Source organism: Caballeronia sp. AZ1_KS37 (genome assembly GCF_023631165.1).
GTDB lineage: Bacteria > Pseudomonadota > Gammaproteobacteria > Burkholderiales > Burkholderiaceae > Caballeronia > Caballeronia zhejiangensis.
The window spans coordinates 136,259-151,778 of sequence record NZ_JALQDP010000005.1; the positions used below are offsets into that span (position 1 = coordinate 136,259).

Genomic DNA, 15,520 nt, shown 5'->3' on the forward strand with positions numbered 1-15,520 from the left:
GAATCGTTGAAAAGACGATGCGCAATGTAGCACACGCCGTGCGCGATCCATGCGGCGTGCCAGACGAAAAAACGGCCCGAAGGCCGTTTTCCGTTCGTGCGCGAGACGGCACGAAACGCTCAAATTTCCTCGTACAGCGGCAGCGTCAGAAACTCGGTGAAGTGCGCCGAAGTCGACATTTCCTCGAAGATTTTCGCCGCGCGTTCGTAGGGCTTCGTGTCCGCGCCCGACGCGCTGACCGCCTGCTTCACCTTCTCCAGTTCGTCGATGGTGATCTCGCGCACCATCGATGCCGTGACCTTGCGGCCGTCGTCGAGCTTGCCCTTCGGCGAGCGGATCCATTGCCACACCTGCGAGCGCGAGATTTCGGCGGTCGCGGCGTCTTCCATCAGATTGTGGATCGGCACGCAGCCATTGCCCGCGAGCCACGAACCGAGATAGTGGACGCCGACGTTCACGTTGTTGCGCAAGCCCGCTTCGGTGATCGGCTCGTCCGGACGGAAGTCGAGCAGATCGTGCGCCGTCACCTGCACGTCGGTGCGCTGCTTATCGATCTGGTTGGGCTTGTCGCCGAGCACCTTCACGAACTCTTCCATCGCGACCGGCACGAGGCCCGGATGCGCGACCCAGCCACCGTCGTAGCCGTCGGAGGCGTCGCGCGCCTTGTCGGAGCGCACTCCGCCCATCGCTTTGTCGTTCGCGGCCGGATCGTTCTTGATCGGAATCAGCGCCGACATGCCGCCGATCGCCGGCGCATTGCGTTTGTGGCATGTCTTCAAAAGTTCGAGCGCATAGGCGCGCATGAAGGGCGACGTCATCGTGATCTTCGCGCGGTCGGCGAGGCAGAAGTCCGTGTCGTTCTTGAACTTCTTGATCGCCGAGAAGATGTAATCCCAGCGGCCCGCGTTGAGACCCGAGCTATGCTCGCGCAGCTCGTACAGGATTTCGTCCATCTCGAACGCGGCGAGAATCGTTTCGACGAGCACCGTCGCGCGAATCGTGCCGCGCGGGATGCCGATGGCCTCCTGCGCCGCGACGAAGATGTCGTTCCACAGACGCGCTTCAAGATGGCTTTCCATCTTCGGCAGATAGAAGTACGGACCGCTGCCGCGCGCGATCAACTCCTTCGCGTTGTGAAACAGGAAGAGCGCGAAATCGAAGATGCCGCCCGACACGCGCTCGCCATCGACGGTGACGTGCTTTTCGTCGAGATGCCAGCCGCGCGGACGCACGATCAGCGTCGCGATCTTGTCGTTGAGCTTGTACGACTTGCCGTTCTGTTCGAGCGAAATCGTGCGGCGCACGGCTTCCTTCAGATTGACCTGGCCGACGATCTGGTTGTCCCAGTTCGGCGCATTCGAATCCTCGAAGTCGGTCATGTAGGAATCCGCGCCGGAGTTGAGCGCGTTGATGATCATCTTGCGCTCGACCGGACCGGTGATCTCGACGCGACGGCATTGAAGATCTGCCGGCAGCGGCGCGACCTTCCAGTCGCCTTCGCGGATCGATTTCGTTTCTTCGAGGAAGCTCGGGCGCTCGCCCGCATCGAGACGCTTCGTGCGCTCGACGCGCGCCGCGAGCAATTGCTGGCGGCGCGGCTCGAACTGGCGATGCAGCGACGCGACGAACGCGAGCGCTTCGGGCGTCAGGATGGTCTCGTAGCCGGGCTTGATATCGGCTGAGATGGCCATGCCTTTCGGAAGCGAAAGCGGATTCGATGGATGCGTCATGGTTTTCTCCTTGGTCGGTCAGACGGTTTTGCTGGTGGTTGTGCGTGAAGCGTTGCGCTGCCTGCTTTTCGGCTGCGTGATCCGGCGAGAGTTGGCGACGGCGCGCACCGCGCCGCCTTCGATGAAAGCGATGAGATCGGCCATGCCGCGGCCGCTGCCGTGCGGCGCGACGCCCAGTTCCTCGGGCGGCAGCGCGGCGCGGTTGATCCAGAAAGTCGTGTAGCCGAACCATGTTGCGCCGGCGACATTCCAGCCGTTGCTCGACGCGAATACGATGTCGCGCGCGCTGGCGTCGAAGGCTCGGGTGCCGAGCGCGTAGGCGGCGGGCGCGGGCTGGTAGGCGCGCGCTGCATCGACCGACAGAACGTAATCGAAGAGGCCGCTCATACCGGCGCTTTTCACGGCGATGTCGAGCATCGGCGGATTGCCGTTCGACAAAATCGCGAGCGGAATGGCGAGGCCGTCGCGCAACGATCTGAGCGCGGGCAGCGTGTCGGGGAACGCGGAAAGGCACGCGTATTCGTCCATCAGGCGCTTTTCGGCGGCGCTCGTGAGCGCATCGGCGAGGTTCAGGCGTGCAGCCGCGTGGCGCAGCGCGTCGATCGTGATTGTCCAGAACGGCTCGTAGTGCGCGCCCGACGGATCGGCGAGCGTGCGCAGTTGCGTGTACTCGATCTGCTTGCGGCGCCAGAGCTTCGAGAGTGCGTCGCCGTGGCCGGGAAAGAGCTGCTCGGCCGCCGCGACGACCGAGTGGACGTCGAAAAGCGTGCCGTAAGCGTCGAAGATGACTGCGCGGGGGAGCTTGGACAACTCGCGGGAAAATTCGCTGGACGATGCGTGTGTCGTTATGGCCGACATAGCCTTGCGCTCCGTTTAGAGGTCGGAATCGATTGTATTCGTGATCTAAGTGATGGAAAAAGCACCGCAGCATCACTTGATCTTTTACTTTTACTTACCTAATCTGTGGTTCAACACCGATATTGACGACGAACGCGCATGGATCGATTCAAGCAGATAGAAACCTTCGCTTCGGTCGCGGCGAAGGGCAGCCTGTCGGCGGCGGCACAGGCGGAGGGCATCGCGCCGGCCGTCATCGGACGCAGGCTGGATGCGCTCGAAGAGCGGCTCGGCGTGAAGCTGCTCGTGCGTACGACGCGCCGAATCACGCTGACCTTCGAAGGCTCCGCGTTTCTCGAGGACTGCCAGCGCATCATCAACGACATGCAGAACGCGGAGGCGAGCGTGTCGGCGGGCGGCGTGAAGGCGAGCGGGCATTTGCGCGTCTCGGCGCCGGCGGGCTTCGGACGGCGTCACGTCGCGCCGCTCGTGCCGAAGTTCACGACCTTGCATCCGGACGTTTCCGTGAGTCTCGATCTGACCGACCGCATGGTCGATCTCGTCAACGAAGGCTTCGATTGCGCCGTGCGTCTCGGCGAGTTGCCGGATTCGTCGCTGGTCTCCTTGAAGCTCGGGGAGAACCGACGCGTGTGTGTCGCGTCGCCGGAGTATCTGGAAAAACGTGGCGAGCCCGCCGATCTCGCCGCGCTCGCGCATCACAATTGCCTGGCACTCGGCGCGTCGGCGAATCAGCAGCGTGGCTGGGTGTTCGAGCAGGACAGCAAGGTTGTCACGATCAAGGTTTCCGGCACGATGGAATGCTCGGACGGCGCCGTGCTGCACGAATGGTGTCTCGAAGGCCGCGGTCTCGCGTGGCGCTCGTGGTGGGAAGTCGGCGATGACATCGACGCTGGCCGCCTCGTCAGCGTGCTCGATGCGTACGCCGCGCCGCCGATCGGCATTCACGCGGTGTTTCCGCAGAGGCGGCATCTGCCGTTGCGCGTGCGATTGTTTCTCGATTTGCTCAAACATACCTATAACGCGACGGGATATTGGGGTTGACTGCGAGCCGGTGAAAGCTTCGGAATCCTATGCGCGGCGTCGCATCGCCGCGCGGGTACATCGAAATTGCTCTGCGCCGGCGCCCGTTACTACAATGGAATCACGCACCATCAACTTACGGGGGAGGACGCCATGTTCAAACACATCCTCGTGCCGACCGACGGCTCGGAGCTATCGCAAAAGGCCATCGACGGCGCGATCGATCTTGCGCAATCCGTCGGTGCGCGCATCACGGCTTACGCGTGCCTGCCTCAGTATCCGTATTCGCCATTCGCCGATGTCGCCGTCGAGCCGCCCGACGATTTTCACGCCCGCGCCGAGAACGAAGCCCGCGAACATCTGCGCGCGGTCGAGCGCGCCGCGGAAAGCGCCGGCGTGCCCTGCACGAGCGTGACGAGCATCGATGCGGCGCCGTATATCGGCATCATCGAGGCGGCGGAGCAAAACGGTTGCGACGTGATCCTGATGGCGTCGCACGGACGGCGCGGTCTCGGCAGTCTGCTGATCGGCAGCGAAACGCAGCGCGTCCTGACGCATACGAAGATTCCGGTGATCGTGTATCGCTAGCGAGCGGCGTTCCCCGGCGCGTGGCTGCGCGCGCCGGGACCGCCGCTTCTTTCACCACTCTCCCTGATTCGCCTGCTGAAGCCGTATTACGCGACCTTCTTGTCGAAGAACTGCTCGTCTTCGGTCGAGCCGTGCAGGGCGGTCGTCGATGCTTCCTTCTCGACCGTCTGCGTGACCGCGTCGAAGTAGCCGGTGCCCACTTCGCGCTGGTGCTTGACGGCCGTGAAGCCCTTGTCGGCGGCGGCGAATTCGGCCTGCTGCAATTCGACGAACGCGCTCATCTGCGAACGGGCGTAGCCGTGCGCGAGGTTGAACATCGAATAGTTCAGCGCGTGGAAGCCGGCCAGCGTGATGAACTGGAACTTGTAGCCCATCGCGCCCAGTTCGCGCTGAAACTTGGCGATGGTCGCGTCGTCCAGATTCTTCTTCCAGTTGAACGACGGCGAGCAGTTGTACGACAGCATCTTGCCGGGGAATGCCTTGTGGATCGCCTCGGCGAACTTCTTCGCGTATTCGAGATCCGGCTTGCCCGTTTCGCACCAGACGAGATCGGCGTAGGGCGCGTAGGCGAGGCCGCGCGAAACTGCCTGCGCGAGACCCGGCTTCGTGCGGAAGAAGCCTTCCACCGTGCGCTCGCCGGTGAGGAACGGCTTGTCGTTGTCGTCGATGTCGGACGTGACGAGATCGGCGGCTTCGGCGTCCGTGCGGGCGATGAGCAACGTCGGCACGCCGCACACGTCCGCGGCCAGCCGCGCGGCCGACAGCTTCGCCACATTCTCGCGCGTCGGCACGAGCACCTTGCCGCCCATGTGACCGCATTTCTTGACCGACGCCAGTTGGTCCTCGAAGTGCACGCCCGCGGCGCCGGCTTCGATCATCGCCTTCATGAGTTCGAACGCGTTCAGCACGCCGCCGAAACCCGCTTCGGCATCGGCGACGATCGGCGCGAAGTAATCGATATAGCCTTCATCGCCTGGATTCTTGCCTTCCGACCATTGAATCTGATCGGCGCGGGTGAGCGTGTTGTTGATGCGCTTCACGACGAGCGGCACCGAATTCGCCGGATACAGCGATTGGTCGGGATACATTTCACCCGCGACGTTGGCATCTCCCGCCACTTGCCAGCCCGACAGATAGATCGCCTTGAGGCCGGCCTTGACCTGCTGCATCGCCTGATTGCCGGTCAGCGCGCCGAGCGCGTTGACGAACGGCTCGTCGTTGATCGATGCCCACAGCCGTTCGGCGCCGCGTCGCGCGAGCGTGTGCTCCGGCTGCACCGAGCCGCGCAGACGGACGACGTCATCCGCCGAGTAGCCGCGCTTGATGCCCTTCCAGCGCGGATCGGTTTCCCATTGCTGCTGGAGTTGCTGGGCTTGTTGTTGACGTGAGGTCATGGCGAATCTCCCTGAGACTGGACTGATGTTCCTGAATCGCATGAGCGGCGCCGAATCGGCGTTCTGCGTTTGCTCAACTCTTATATAAGAGTGTAGGCTAATGCGATTTTCCGAAACACCTCTCTGGCAGAGAATTCTGGTTTATTTTCCTTGTTCAAAATCAACGAGATACGATCCGAATATCGTATTGCGGAACGACGTTTTCTATCTTGCAACCGCAGGTTTTGTGCCGCGCAGCACGGCTTTTGCGACGCAAAAGAGCATTGCGCATGGTGAAATATGCCGACGGGGCGAAAAAAAACCGATGCACGAGGCATCGGTTTTTCTTTTCGCAACGGGAAGCGGTATCAGGAACCGCTTCCCGCAAGCAGCTTAGCTGCCGCGGCGCGGGGCGCGCGGGCCGTCGTTACGGCGTGCGCTGTAGCCGTCGCGCGAGCCGTAGCCGCCTTCGCGATTGCCACCGCGATAGCCGCCGTCGCTGTTGCCGCCACGGTAGCCGCCATCGCTGTTGCCGCCGCGATAACCGCCGCCATCGCGATAACCGCCTTCGCGAGAACCTGCATTCGACTTGTTGCCATAACCGCCGGCGTTGCCCGGACCGTAACCACGGCCACTGCTGCTGCCGCCGCCATTGCCACCGAAGCGACGGCCACCGCCGTTACCGCCCGGACGGCCACGGCCGCCGCCGAAACCACCCTTCGGCGGCGCCTTGCGCGGTTCGAAGCCTGCGACGACGTTCACCGGCAGCGGCGCGCGCACGAAACGCTCGATGCGCTTCAACGCGCCCATTTCGGCGTAGTGCACGAGGCTCACCGCCGTGCCGCTGCGGCCAGCACGGCCGGTACGGCCGATACGGTGCACGTAGTCTTCCGCGAACTTCGGCAGGTCATAGTTGAAGACGTGCGTGATACCCGGAATGTCGATGCCGCGCGCGGCGACGTCGGTCGCGACCAGCACGCGCACGCGGCGCTCGCGCAGCGCGCGGATCGTCCGGTTGCGCGCGCCTTGCGGCAGATCGCCGTGCAGCGCGGCGGACTCGAAGCCCGCGTCGGCGAGACGGTTGGCGATCAGATCGGCGTCGCTCTTCGTCGCCGTGAATACGATCGCCTGATCCAGGCCTTCGCCGCGCAGCAGATGATCGAGCAAGCGGTCCTTGTGATCGCGGTCATCGACGTAATGCACGGTCTGCGCGATGTTGCTCTTCGCTTCGAGCTTCTGGACGATCTCGATGCGCTCCGGATCCTTCAGCAGGCGGCCGGTCAGCGACGTGATCTTGCTATCGATGGTCGCGGAGAAGAGCAGCGTCTGGCGCGAGGCGGGCGTCGCGTCGACGATCGTTTCGATGTCTTCGATGAAGCCCATGTCGAGCATGCGATCGGCTTCGTCGAGCACGAGCATGTTGAGTTCCGACAGGTCGATGCGGCCGCGTTCCAGATGGTCGATCAGGCGGCCCGGCGTCGCGACGAGAATCTCAGGGTTCTTCGCGAGGAGCATGAGCTGCTGGCCATACGCGACACCGCCCAGAATGCTGACGGTGCGCAGGCGGCGCAGATGCTTGCCGTACGTGGTCGCGGCGGTGGAAACCTGCATCGCGAGTTCGCGCGTCGGCGTGAGCACGAGCAGCTTCGGGCGCGCGATCGGCTGCGGACGGCGGCCACGCGCTGCGTTCGGGTCGCGCGGCGCGCGCGGCTGTTGCGCTTCCAGCTTTTGCAGTTGCGCGAATTTTTCGATGGCGGGCAGCATGAACGCGGCCGTCTTGCCCGAACCGGTCGGGCTGGAGACGAGCAGATCGCGGCCGGCGAGCGCGGCGGGAATCGCGCGCTGCTGCACGGGCGTCGGGGATTCGTAGCCCGCAGCGGTCAGCGCGGACACGATATCGGCGGAAAGGCCGAGCGATTCGAAAGTGGGGCCGGCGGGCTTGTCGGCGGGTGCGTCGGTGGCCGGGGTATCGGCCGAGGGGGTGATGCCAATGTTTGCTGCGAGATTGTCCAACGGGCTAGCGGTGAAGCTCGAAGTCATGTCGATCCTTGAAACGAGGAATAAGGCGTCGGCGCCAATCGGCATACCCAGGTCGTTGGATTCAGCGAGCGAAGAAACAGCGAGCAAATCGAAAAACGTAGGCTACTCGCGCGAACGTGCGGCGAGTATCTTTGTTAGAAGCTGTATCGGATACGGCAGGCTCGATCGTTCCGAAGAGAACGACGGGCGCTGACGTCAGCCTGATGCATGACGGGCCGAGAAACGTGCTGCGCGCAAATGCGACGCAAAGGCCTGGCAGGAAGGGGACAGTTTCTAAACTGGATTGGAGCGAAACGCTACGAAGCGCCTTGCTGCGTGGGACTTGCCGGAAGGCTCGCCACCCGCAATCGAGCGCTGACCGCTAGTATATCGGAATTTGCTGCACTGCGCCACATTTTGACGCATCGCCGCGCCATCTTCGGGCATCGGACGGCGCGGCCGGTCCGCTGGAACTGGCCGACGCCGGCCGGAACTTCAGGCCGCCTCGCCCCGCTTGAGCGATTCGACGAGTTCGACGTAGCGTGCCTTGGCGTCGTCGGCGGGCGTGCCTTGCAGCGCGGCCCACGCTTCGTATTTGTATTTGCCGGCGATATCCGTGAAGCCCGGCTTTTCGCCTTGCACGTCGCCGATGCTCGCCTGCTTGAAAAGCGCATAAAGGCGCAACAGCGTGAGATTGCCGGGACGCTCGGGCAGTTGAGTCACGTCGGACTGGGCTTGGGCGAATTGCTGATCGATGTCGGTCATGCGTTCTCCGTTGTTATCGAGATGGACCGGACGATCTTAGCAAGCGAGACGCGCGAGCCCGGTCGAGGCTTTCCTCCAACCGAGGACGCCTTCCAGACGCCTTGCGGACGCGAATTGGATCGACCGCGTATCGCCGATCACGCGAATCCGGCGCATGTCCCGCATTACAATACCGGCTATGACACGCACCGTTTTGCTCGCCCTCGACACCTCGACGGAATTTTGCTCCGTCGCGCTCCTGCTCGCCGACAGCGCTTTCGCCGCCACTCCGAACTCCGCCGCGCCTCAATACGTGAACGGCGACACGCGCGTGTGGTTTCGCCACGAGGCGACCGGCGCCGTGTCGAGCACGCGCCTTTTGCCGGCCGTGCGCGAGCTTTTCGCCGACGCCGGGCTCGCGCTCGCCGACTGCGCGGCGATCGCATTCGGCGCGGGCCCGGGCTCGTTCACCGGCTTGCGCACGGCGACAGGCGTGGCGCAAGGCCTGGCGTTCGGTTTGAACGTGCCGGTCGTGCCGGTGAGCACGCTGCTCGCCTGCGCGGAGCACGCGCGCCTGAACGATCCGTCGATCCCGGCGCGCGTGCTAGCGGCGCTGGACGCCCGCATGGATGAAGCGTACTGGGCCGATTTCGAATTCGATGCCGCCGCCGGCGACTGGCGCACGCTGCATCCGGCCGCGCTCGATGCGCCCGGCGCGCTGCCTCTGCCCGACGTGCCGTTCGCGCTCGCGGGCAACGCCGCGTCCGCATTCGGCGATCGTCTGCCGGCGCTCGCCGCCGCCGCGCGTGTCGATCGCGAGGCGCTGCCGCACGCGCTGCCGGTCGCGCTCATCGGCTTGCGGGACTGGCGGGCTGGGCGCGCGGTCGCACCCGAACACGCCGCGCCCGAATATGTGCGCGACAAGGTCGCCCAGACGACGGCCGAACGCATGCAGGCTCGCGAGGAGGCGCTTCGGTGAGCGGCGTGCTGCTGGCCGATCGGTATCTCACACCGATGACGGAAGCGGACCTCGACGAAGTCGCCGCGGTCGAAAAGCTCGCCTACGAGTTTCCGTGGAGCCGCGGCAATTTTCAGGATTCGCTGCGCAATGGCTATTTCGGCGTGTGTCTGCGCCATGTGACCGGCACGCTGATCGGCTATTGCGTGCTGATGCCCGTCGTCGACGAGATGCATCTGCTCAATCTGTGCGTCGCACCGTCTGCGCAGCGGGCGGGGGCGGGTCTGACGCTTCTGCGCGAAGCGGTCCGCATCACGCGCGCGGAGAAGCTCGAAGGCGTGCTGCTCGAAGTGCGGCCGTCCAATCCGCGCGCGATCCAGCTCTACGAGCGTTTCGGCTTCGCGGCCATCGGACGCCGCAAGAACTATTACCCCGCGCGGCATCGCTCGCGCGAGGACGCAATCGTCATGCGTCTGTCGTTTACGGAGGAGACTGCGCATGGCGCTCGATGAAATGCTGATCGAAGAGTTGGGAATCGGGCCGGTCTGGGTACGGCGTGGGCTTGCGCCCGCGCCGAAGGTCGAGGAAGAGCGCACGCCTGAAGCGATCGCCACGATGGCGGAAGCACCCGCGCCCGTCGTCGTCGACATGCGGCCGGAGCCGAAGCCGCTCCAGTCCGCACAGCCCGAATCCGACGCGCCGCCGCTCGACGCCTACGACGATCTCCCCTGGACCGACGAAACGCCGCTCCATGTCGAGCCCGCCACCGCGGAAGCCCCGAGCGACATCCACACGCTCGGCTGGGATGCGCTCGCCGAACGCGTCGCGAACTGCGAGCGCTGCCGTCTGTGCGAGCGCCGCACGAACACGGTCTTCGGCGTCGGCGATCGCGAAGCCGACTGGATGCTGATCGGCGAAGCGCCGGGCGAGAACGAGGACAAGCAAGGCGAGCCGTTCGTCGGCCAGGCGGGCAAGCTGCTCGACAACATGCTGCGCGCGCTCACGCTGTCGCGGCAGACGAACGTCTATATCGCGAATGTCATCAAGTGCCGGCCGCCCGGCAACCGCAATCCCGAGCTCGACGAAGTCGCGCGCTGCGAGCCGTATCTGCAACGGCAGGTCGAACTCGTGAAGCCGAAGGTCATCGTCGCGATGGGACGCTTCGCCGCGCAGAGTCTGCTGAAGAACGAGGCGAGCATCGCATCGATGCGCGGACGCGTGCACGAGTATCGTGGCGTGCCGGTGGTCGTCACGTATCACCCGGCTTATCTGCTGCGCAGCCTGCAGGACAAGTCGAAGGCGTGGGCCGATCTCTGCCTCGCGCGCAATACGTATCGCGAGGCGCTCGCCGCGCTCGGCGTCGAGCAAGGAGCAGAGAAGGGCGGCGTCTGATGACGGCCCGGGCGAGCGATCTCACGCGTATCGTCGATCGTTTCGGCGACGTCACGGTTCGCGATCTCGCCTGGCTTCTGTTCGCTCCCGATCTGCTGCGCGAAGGCGACGCCGCGCTCGCGCATCCGTTCGCGTCGACAGCGGAGCGCGACGCGACGCTCGTGTGGCTGAAGGCGCTCGATGCCGCGCCGCAGCCGCTGCACGATCACGCGCGCGATCCGAAGTTCACGCGCCTCGGCATCTACGCCGAGAGCCTCATCCGCTTTTTTCTCGCGCACGGTCCGGCGGCGCGCCTCATCGCGGCGAACGTGCCGTTGCGGCAACAGCGGCGCACCATCGGCGAATGCGATTTCCTGCTCGAATCGGCGGATGGCGCGCGGCTGCACTGGGAGCTGGCGGTGAAGTTCTACCTGCATATCGACGATAGCGACGGCGATGCGGCGCGCGCGGCGCGTCTGTCGAACTACGTCGGGCCGAATCTGCAGGATCGCTTCGATATCAAGCACGAGCGGCTTCTCACGCATCAACTGGCGCTGACGCGGCGCGCCGAGTTCGCGTTGCTCGGCTTCGACGGTCCGTGGCAGGCGCAGTTGTTCATCAAAGGCCGGCTTTTCTATCACGGGCTCGGCGGCGACGAGGTCGTGCCCGCGCGCGAAATAGGGGAGCACCATCTGCGCGGATGGTGGCTGACGGCGTCGGAATGGCGCGACGCGCGCTCGAATGCGTCGGACGATGAGCGCGCGTGGGTCGTGCAGCCGCGCATGGCGTGGCTCGCGTCGCGGCGGCTCAATGGGGATGCCGCCGAAACGCTGATCGCGGAATCGGATGCGATTCGCGCGCGTCTCGAAGGCACGATCGCGCCGACGATGGTTGCCGCCTACGCGCGCGACGAAGCGGGGAATTTCGTGGAGGAATCGCGAGGCTTCATCGTGCCGGACGACTGGCCGGAGCGCGCGCGGGCGTTCGCCGCGTCGGCGGAGTGATCACCGGCTGATCACCACCAGCGGAAAAAATGATGCACCGGACCCACGCCATGACCGACGTCGAGCCGCACGCTCGCTTCGATCGCGCCGGTCAGATAGCGCTTAGCCTCGGCGGTCGCGCTCGCAAGATCGTCGGTTTGCGGAATCAGCGCCGCGATCGCCGACGACAGCGTGCAGCCCGTGCCGTGCGTGTTCTTGAGCGGCACGCGCGCGCCGCCGAGCCTCAGTGCGCCCGCCGCCTCGATCAGCCAGTCGGGACTGTCGTTCGATGCAAGATGGCCGCCTTTCATCAGCACGGCCCGCGCGCCGAGCGCGCGCAAGGCTTCGCCCTGACGGACCATCGCGTCTTCGTCGGCGGCGCTTTCGTCGCCTAACAGCGCCGCCGCTTCCGGCAGATTCGGCGTGACGAGCGTCGCGAGCGGCAGCAATTCGTCGCGCAACGCGGCAACGGCTTCCGGCGCGAGCAGCGCGTGATTGCTCTTCGAGATCATCACGGTGTCGAGCACAACATGTTTCGGCCGATGGCGCTTGAGCGCCTCGGCGACCGCGCGCACGATGCCCGCGTTCGCCAGCATGCCGATCTTCACGGCATCGATGCGGATGTCGTCGAACACGGCGTCGAGCTGCGCCGCGATGAACGCGGGCTCCGGCGCGTGAACGGCTGTCACGCCGCGCGTGTTTTGCGCGGTGAGCGCCGTGATGACGCTCGCGCCGTACGCGCCGAGCGCGGAGAACGCCTTCAGATCGGCCTGAATGCCCGCGCCGCCGCCCGAGTCGGAGCCGGCGATCGTGAGGACGTTCGGAATGGTTTTCGTGATTGCCATGAGCTTAGATGCGTGACTGTGCGATGGTCGCGGCAAGCGCCGAGGCCGCCGTGCGCGGATCGGCCGCCTTGCAGATCGCCGACACCACCGCGAGACCGGCCGGCTTCGCGCGCATGACGTCTGCGGCGTTATGCGCCTGAATGCCGCCGATCGCGACGGTCGGCACATGCGCGGCCGCGCAGATTTCAGCGAGACCGTCGATGCCGCAGGGCGTGGAGGCGTCGGTCTTGGTCGGCGTCGCGTACACCGGACCCGCGCCGAGATAATCGACGACGCCCGCGCGTTTCGCCGCGTCGGCGGTTTCATCGAGATTCGATACCGACAGGCCGATCAGCGCGTCCGGCCCGAGCAGTCGGCGCGCGACATCGGCGGGCAGATCGCGCTGGCCGATATGCACGCCATCCGCGCCGACAGCCAGCGCGACATCGACATGATCGTTGACGACAAACGGCACGCCGTGCGCGCGCGTGATCGGCAGCAAATCGCGCGCGAGTTCGAACCACGCGCGCTTGTGCCACTCGGGCGCGCGCAGTTGCACGATGGTCGCGCCGCCTTCGAGCGCGGCGCGCGCGACACGAACCGCCGCGTCATGACCGCCGCACTGCACGGGATCGAGCACGAGATAGAGCGAGAGATCGAACGAAGCGCGCATGTCAGCCGGCAACGATGTCGCGCTGCACGAGCGTCTTGCCGAACGCGGCTTCATCGAGCGATGCGAGCCGGTCCAGATACGCGACGGCGAAGCTGCCGGGCAGCGCGGCGTCGCGCGCGGCGAGTTCCCCCGCGATGGTCGAATAGGCGATGGCGGCGACGGTCGCGGACCAGAACGCGTCGCGATCCGGCGCCGCGCCGACGAACGCGGCCACCGTCGCGGACAACGCGCAGCCGACGCCCGTCACGCGCGTCATCAAGGGCGAGCCGTTCGACATCGCGATGACGCGGCGGCCATCGGTCACGTAATCGGTCTCGCCCGTGACCGCGACGACGGCCTGCGTCTTCAGCGCGAGCACCTGCGCGGCGTCGAGCGCGGCATCGGTGGCGGCGGTGCTGTCGACGCCGCGTCCGCTCGCTGCGCCCCCCGACAAGCTGATGATCTCCGACGCGTTGCCGCGGATCACCGCGGGCTTCGCATCGAGCAGATCGAACGCAAATTCCGTGCGAAACGCGAGCGGCCCGACCGCGACCGGATCGAGCACCCACGGCGTGCCCGCGCTGTTGGCGGCCTCGACGGCGGCGCGGATCGCGCGGCTCTGCGGCACGTCGAGCGTGCCGAGATTGACCGACAGCGCATTGGCGACGGCCGCGAATTCGCCGACTTCCTCGCGCGCGACGACCATCGCGGGCGCGGCGCCGATCGCGAGCAGCACGTTCGCGGTGAAGTTGGTGACGACGAGATTCGTGAGGCAATGCACGAGCGGCGCGCGTTCGCGCACGCGGGTGACGAAGGAAAAGAGATCGGCGGCAAGCATGATGCGAAGAGGGTCAGTGCCGCGCTTCGCCGATCAGCGCGACCGAATCGAACGCGCGCTGATTGGCCTGATGCCGTCGCATCACGAAGTACATCATGAGACACACGAACGAGCCGAACAGCACGATGACGAACTGGATCGGCACGTCGAGCCACACGAGCACGGCGTAGAGGCACAGCATGACGAGCACCGACAGGTTTTCGTTGAAATTCTGCACGGCGATGGAATGCCCGGCGGAAAGCAGAACGTGCCCGCGATGCTGGAGCAGCGCGTTCATCGGCACGACGAAGAAGCCCGACAGTCCGCCGACGATCATCAGGAACACATATGCGATCAGCAGGTAGCCGGGGAAGTGCATCTTGCCGAAGTAGATGCCCCAGTGCGCGGGAAAGAGATGGCGCGTGTAGAAGGCCATCAGCATGACGGCGAGTCCCATGACGATGCCTACCGGCAGCACGCTGAGCGAGCGCTTGAGCGGCACGCGCGCGGCCGCGAGCACCGCGCCCGCCGCGACGCCGACCGCGATCACCGCCTGCAGGATCGCTGCCTGCGAGAGCGTCATGCCGAGCGACACTTCGGCCCATTTCAGCACGATGAACTGCAGCGTCGCGCCTGCGCCCCAGAAGAGCGTCGTGACGGCGAGCGAGATCTGGCCGAGCTTGTCGCGCCAGAGCACGAGAAAGCAGTCGGCGAAATCGGTGATGAGCTTGAGCGGCCGCGTCTCCTGCTTCGGATAGCGCGCGCCGGTGTCGGGAATGCGCAGATTGAAGATCGCGGCGATCACGTACATCAGCATGATGACGAGCATTGCGGCTTCGGCGGGCGTGTTGATGCGCGGAATGTGCAGCGACAGCAGATGACTGGCGATATGCGGACTGATGAGCGCGCCGCCCATGACCGTGCCGAGGATGATCGAGCCGACCGTCGTGCCTTCGATCCAGCCGTTCGCGGCGACGAGCCGATCGGCTGGCAGGAGCTCGGTCAGAATGCCGTATTTCGCGGGCGAATAGGCCGCCGCGCCGAACCCGACGATGCCATACGCGAGCAACGGATGCGCGCCGAAGAGCATCGTCACGCAGCCCACGACCTTGATCGAATTGGTCACGAACATGACGTGGCCCTTGGGCCGGGAATCCGCGAAAGCGCCGACGAAAGCCGCGAGAATCACATACGACAGGACGAAGAACAGCTTGAGCAGCGGCGTCATCCAGTTCGGGGCGTGAAGGTCTTTCAGCAGTGCAATGGCAGCGATCAGTAGAGCGTTATCGGCCAGCGATGAGAAAAACTGCGCGGCCATGATGGTGTAAAAACCTTTTTTCATCTGATCCGAAGCTTTCCTCACTGCGGGTGATCCGCCCCGGGCACCGGTCGTGCACTCGGGCTTATGCCTTTCGAAATGGGTTGTGTGCACGGCTTTATAACACGAAAATAGGCGCATTCTGACTAGCAGTAATCTCGATCGCGCCAGAAATGACGCGCCTGTGTTCGTGATTCCTCATAACATACTGATTCGCAAGGCGTCCCGGTCGGCGCAGCAGGACGCGTCCCGCTCGCGTATGCTG

15 protein-coding genes are annotated in these 15,520 nt (G+C 65.1%); 6 read left to right on the top strand and 9 right to left on the bottom strand.

Going from position 1 to position 15,520, the window contains the following annotated elements:
• Nucleotides 1-119: 119 nt before the first annotated feature.
• Nucleotides 120-1,730, bottom strand: coding sequence for a malate synthase A (aceB, locus tag NCS00_RS05990; RefSeq protein ID WP_250439594.1), 1,611 nt, complete (start codon nt 1,728-1,730; stop codon nt 120-122).
• An 18-nt stretch (nt 1,731-1,748) separates the two neighbouring features.
• Complete coding sequence (locus NCS00_RS05995; protein WP_250434549.1) at nt 1,749-2,588, bottom strand: haloacid dehalogenase type II; 840 nt, start codon at nt 2,586-2,588, stop codon at nt 1,749-1,751.
• A gap of 138 nt (nt 2,589-2,726) precedes the next feature.
• Between NCS00_RS05995 and NCS00_RS06000 the strand changes: the two genes are divergently transcribed.
• Together NCS00_RS06000 and NCS00_RS06005 are read left to right on the top strand one after the other, a co-directional pair.
• On the top strand, nt 2,727-3,629 hold the full coding sequence (locus NCS00_RS06000; protein ID WP_008350150.1) for a LysR family transcriptional regulator: 903 nt from the start codon (nt 2,727-2,729) through the stop codon (nt 3,627-3,629).
• Between the two features lie 132 nt (nt 3,630-3,761).
• Complete coding sequence (locus tag NCS00_RS06005) at nt 3,762-4,196, top strand: universal stress protein (RefSeq protein ID WP_008350148.1); 435 nt, start codon at nt 3,762-3,764, stop codon at nt 4,194-4,196.
• An 86-nt stretch (nt 4,197-4,282) separates the two neighbouring features.
• Here the strand turns inward: NCS00_RS06005 and aceA are convergent, their stop codons facing one another.
• The 3 genes from aceA to NCS00_RS06020 all read right to left on the bottom strand — a co-directional run bounded on the left by aceA (nt 4,283) and on the right by NCS00_RS06020 (nt 8,353).
• Nucleotides 4,283-5,590, bottom strand: coding sequence for an isocitrate lyase (gene aceA, locus NCS00_RS06010; RefSeq protein ID WP_008350146.1), 1,308 nt, complete (start codon nt 5,588-5,590; stop codon nt 4,283-4,285).
• 372 nt (nt 5,591-5,962) lie between these two features.
• Nucleotides 5,963-7,609, bottom strand: coding sequence for a DEAD/DEAH box helicase (locus NCS00_RS06015; protein WP_034472015.1), 1,647 nt, complete (start codon nt 7,607-7,609; stop codon nt 5,963-5,965).
• Nucleotides 7,610-8,083: 474 nt separating this feature from the next.
• Nucleotides 8,084-8,353 carry an acyl-CoA-binding protein gene (locus NCS00_RS06020; RefSeq protein WP_008350142.1) on the bottom strand — a complete coding sequence of 90 codons (270 nt, stop codon included), beginning with the start codon at nt 8,351-8,353 and terminating at the stop codon, nt 8,084-8,086.
• A gap of 178 nt (nt 8,354-8,531) precedes the next feature.
• Here NCS00_RS06020 and tsaB point away from each other — a divergent pair, with 178 nt between their 5' ends.
• The 4 genes from tsaB to NCS00_RS06040 are packed head-to-tail and all read left to right on the top strand — an operon-like array spanning nt 8,532 to nt 11,665.
• Nucleotides 8,532-9,311: a tRNA (adenosine(37)-N6)-threonylcarbamoyltransferase complex dimerization subunit type 1 TsaB gene (gene tsaB / locus NCS00_RS06025; RefSeq protein WP_174447729.1), complete on the top strand. Its 780-nt coding sequence runs from the start codon at nt 8,532-8,534 to the stop codon at nt 9,309-9,311.
• Entirely contained in the window at nt 9,308-9,802 is a 495-nt protein-coding gene (rimI, locus tag NCS00_RS06030; RefSeq protein WP_008350138.1) for a ribosomal protein S18-alanine N-acetyltransferase, read from the top strand. The genes tsaB and rimI overlap by 4 nt, the downstream gene beginning before the upstream one ends.
• Nucleotides 9,789-10,682 (top strand): uracil-DNA glycosylase, encoded by an 894-nt coding sequence (locus tag NCS00_RS06035; protein ID WP_250439596.1) that lies wholly within the window; start codon nt 9,789-9,791, stop codon nt 10,680-10,682. Before rimI ends, NCS00_RS06035 begins: the two co-directional genes overlap by 14 nt.
• Entirely contained in the window at nt 10,682-11,665 is a 984-nt protein-coding gene (locus tag NCS00_RS06040) for a DUF1853 family protein (protein ID WP_250439598.1), read from the top strand. The genes NCS00_RS06035 and NCS00_RS06040 overlap by 1 nt, the downstream gene beginning before the upstream one ends.
• 11 nt (nt 11,666-11,676) lie before the next feature.
• On the opposite strand, the gene thiD is transcribed toward NCS00_RS06040, so the two are convergent.
• From thiD to lplT, 4 genes are read right to left on the bottom strand one after another with little or no spacing between them, the layout of a single operon-like run.
• The gene (thiD, locus tag NCS00_RS06045) at nt 11,677-12,483 is read right to left on the bottom strand and encodes a bifunctional hydroxymethylpyrimidine kinase/phosphomethylpyrimidine kinase (RefSeq protein WP_309792133.1); all 807 of its coding nucleotides are present in this window, start codon (nt 12,481-12,483) and stop codon (nt 11,677-11,679) included.
• Nucleotides 12,484-12,493: 10 nt separating this feature from the next.
• A complete protein-coding gene (gene thiE / locus NCS00_RS06050; protein WP_250439603.1) occupies nt 12,494-13,141 on the bottom strand; it encodes a thiamine phosphate synthase in 648 nt (215 codons plus the stop codon).
• 1 nt (nt 13,142) lies between these two features.
• Entirely contained in the window at nt 13,143-13,958 is an 816-nt protein-coding gene (gene thiM, locus NCS00_RS06055; RefSeq protein WP_034472006.1) for a hydroxyethylthiazole kinase, read from the bottom strand.
• 13 nt (nt 13,959-13,971) lie between these two features.
• On the bottom strand, nt 13,972-15,279 hold the full coding sequence (gene lplT / locus NCS00_RS06060; protein WP_008350127.1) for a lysophospholipid transporter LplT: 1,308 nt from the start codon (nt 15,277-15,279) through the stop codon (nt 13,972-13,974).
• Nucleotides 15,280-15,520: the final 241 nt, after the last annotated feature.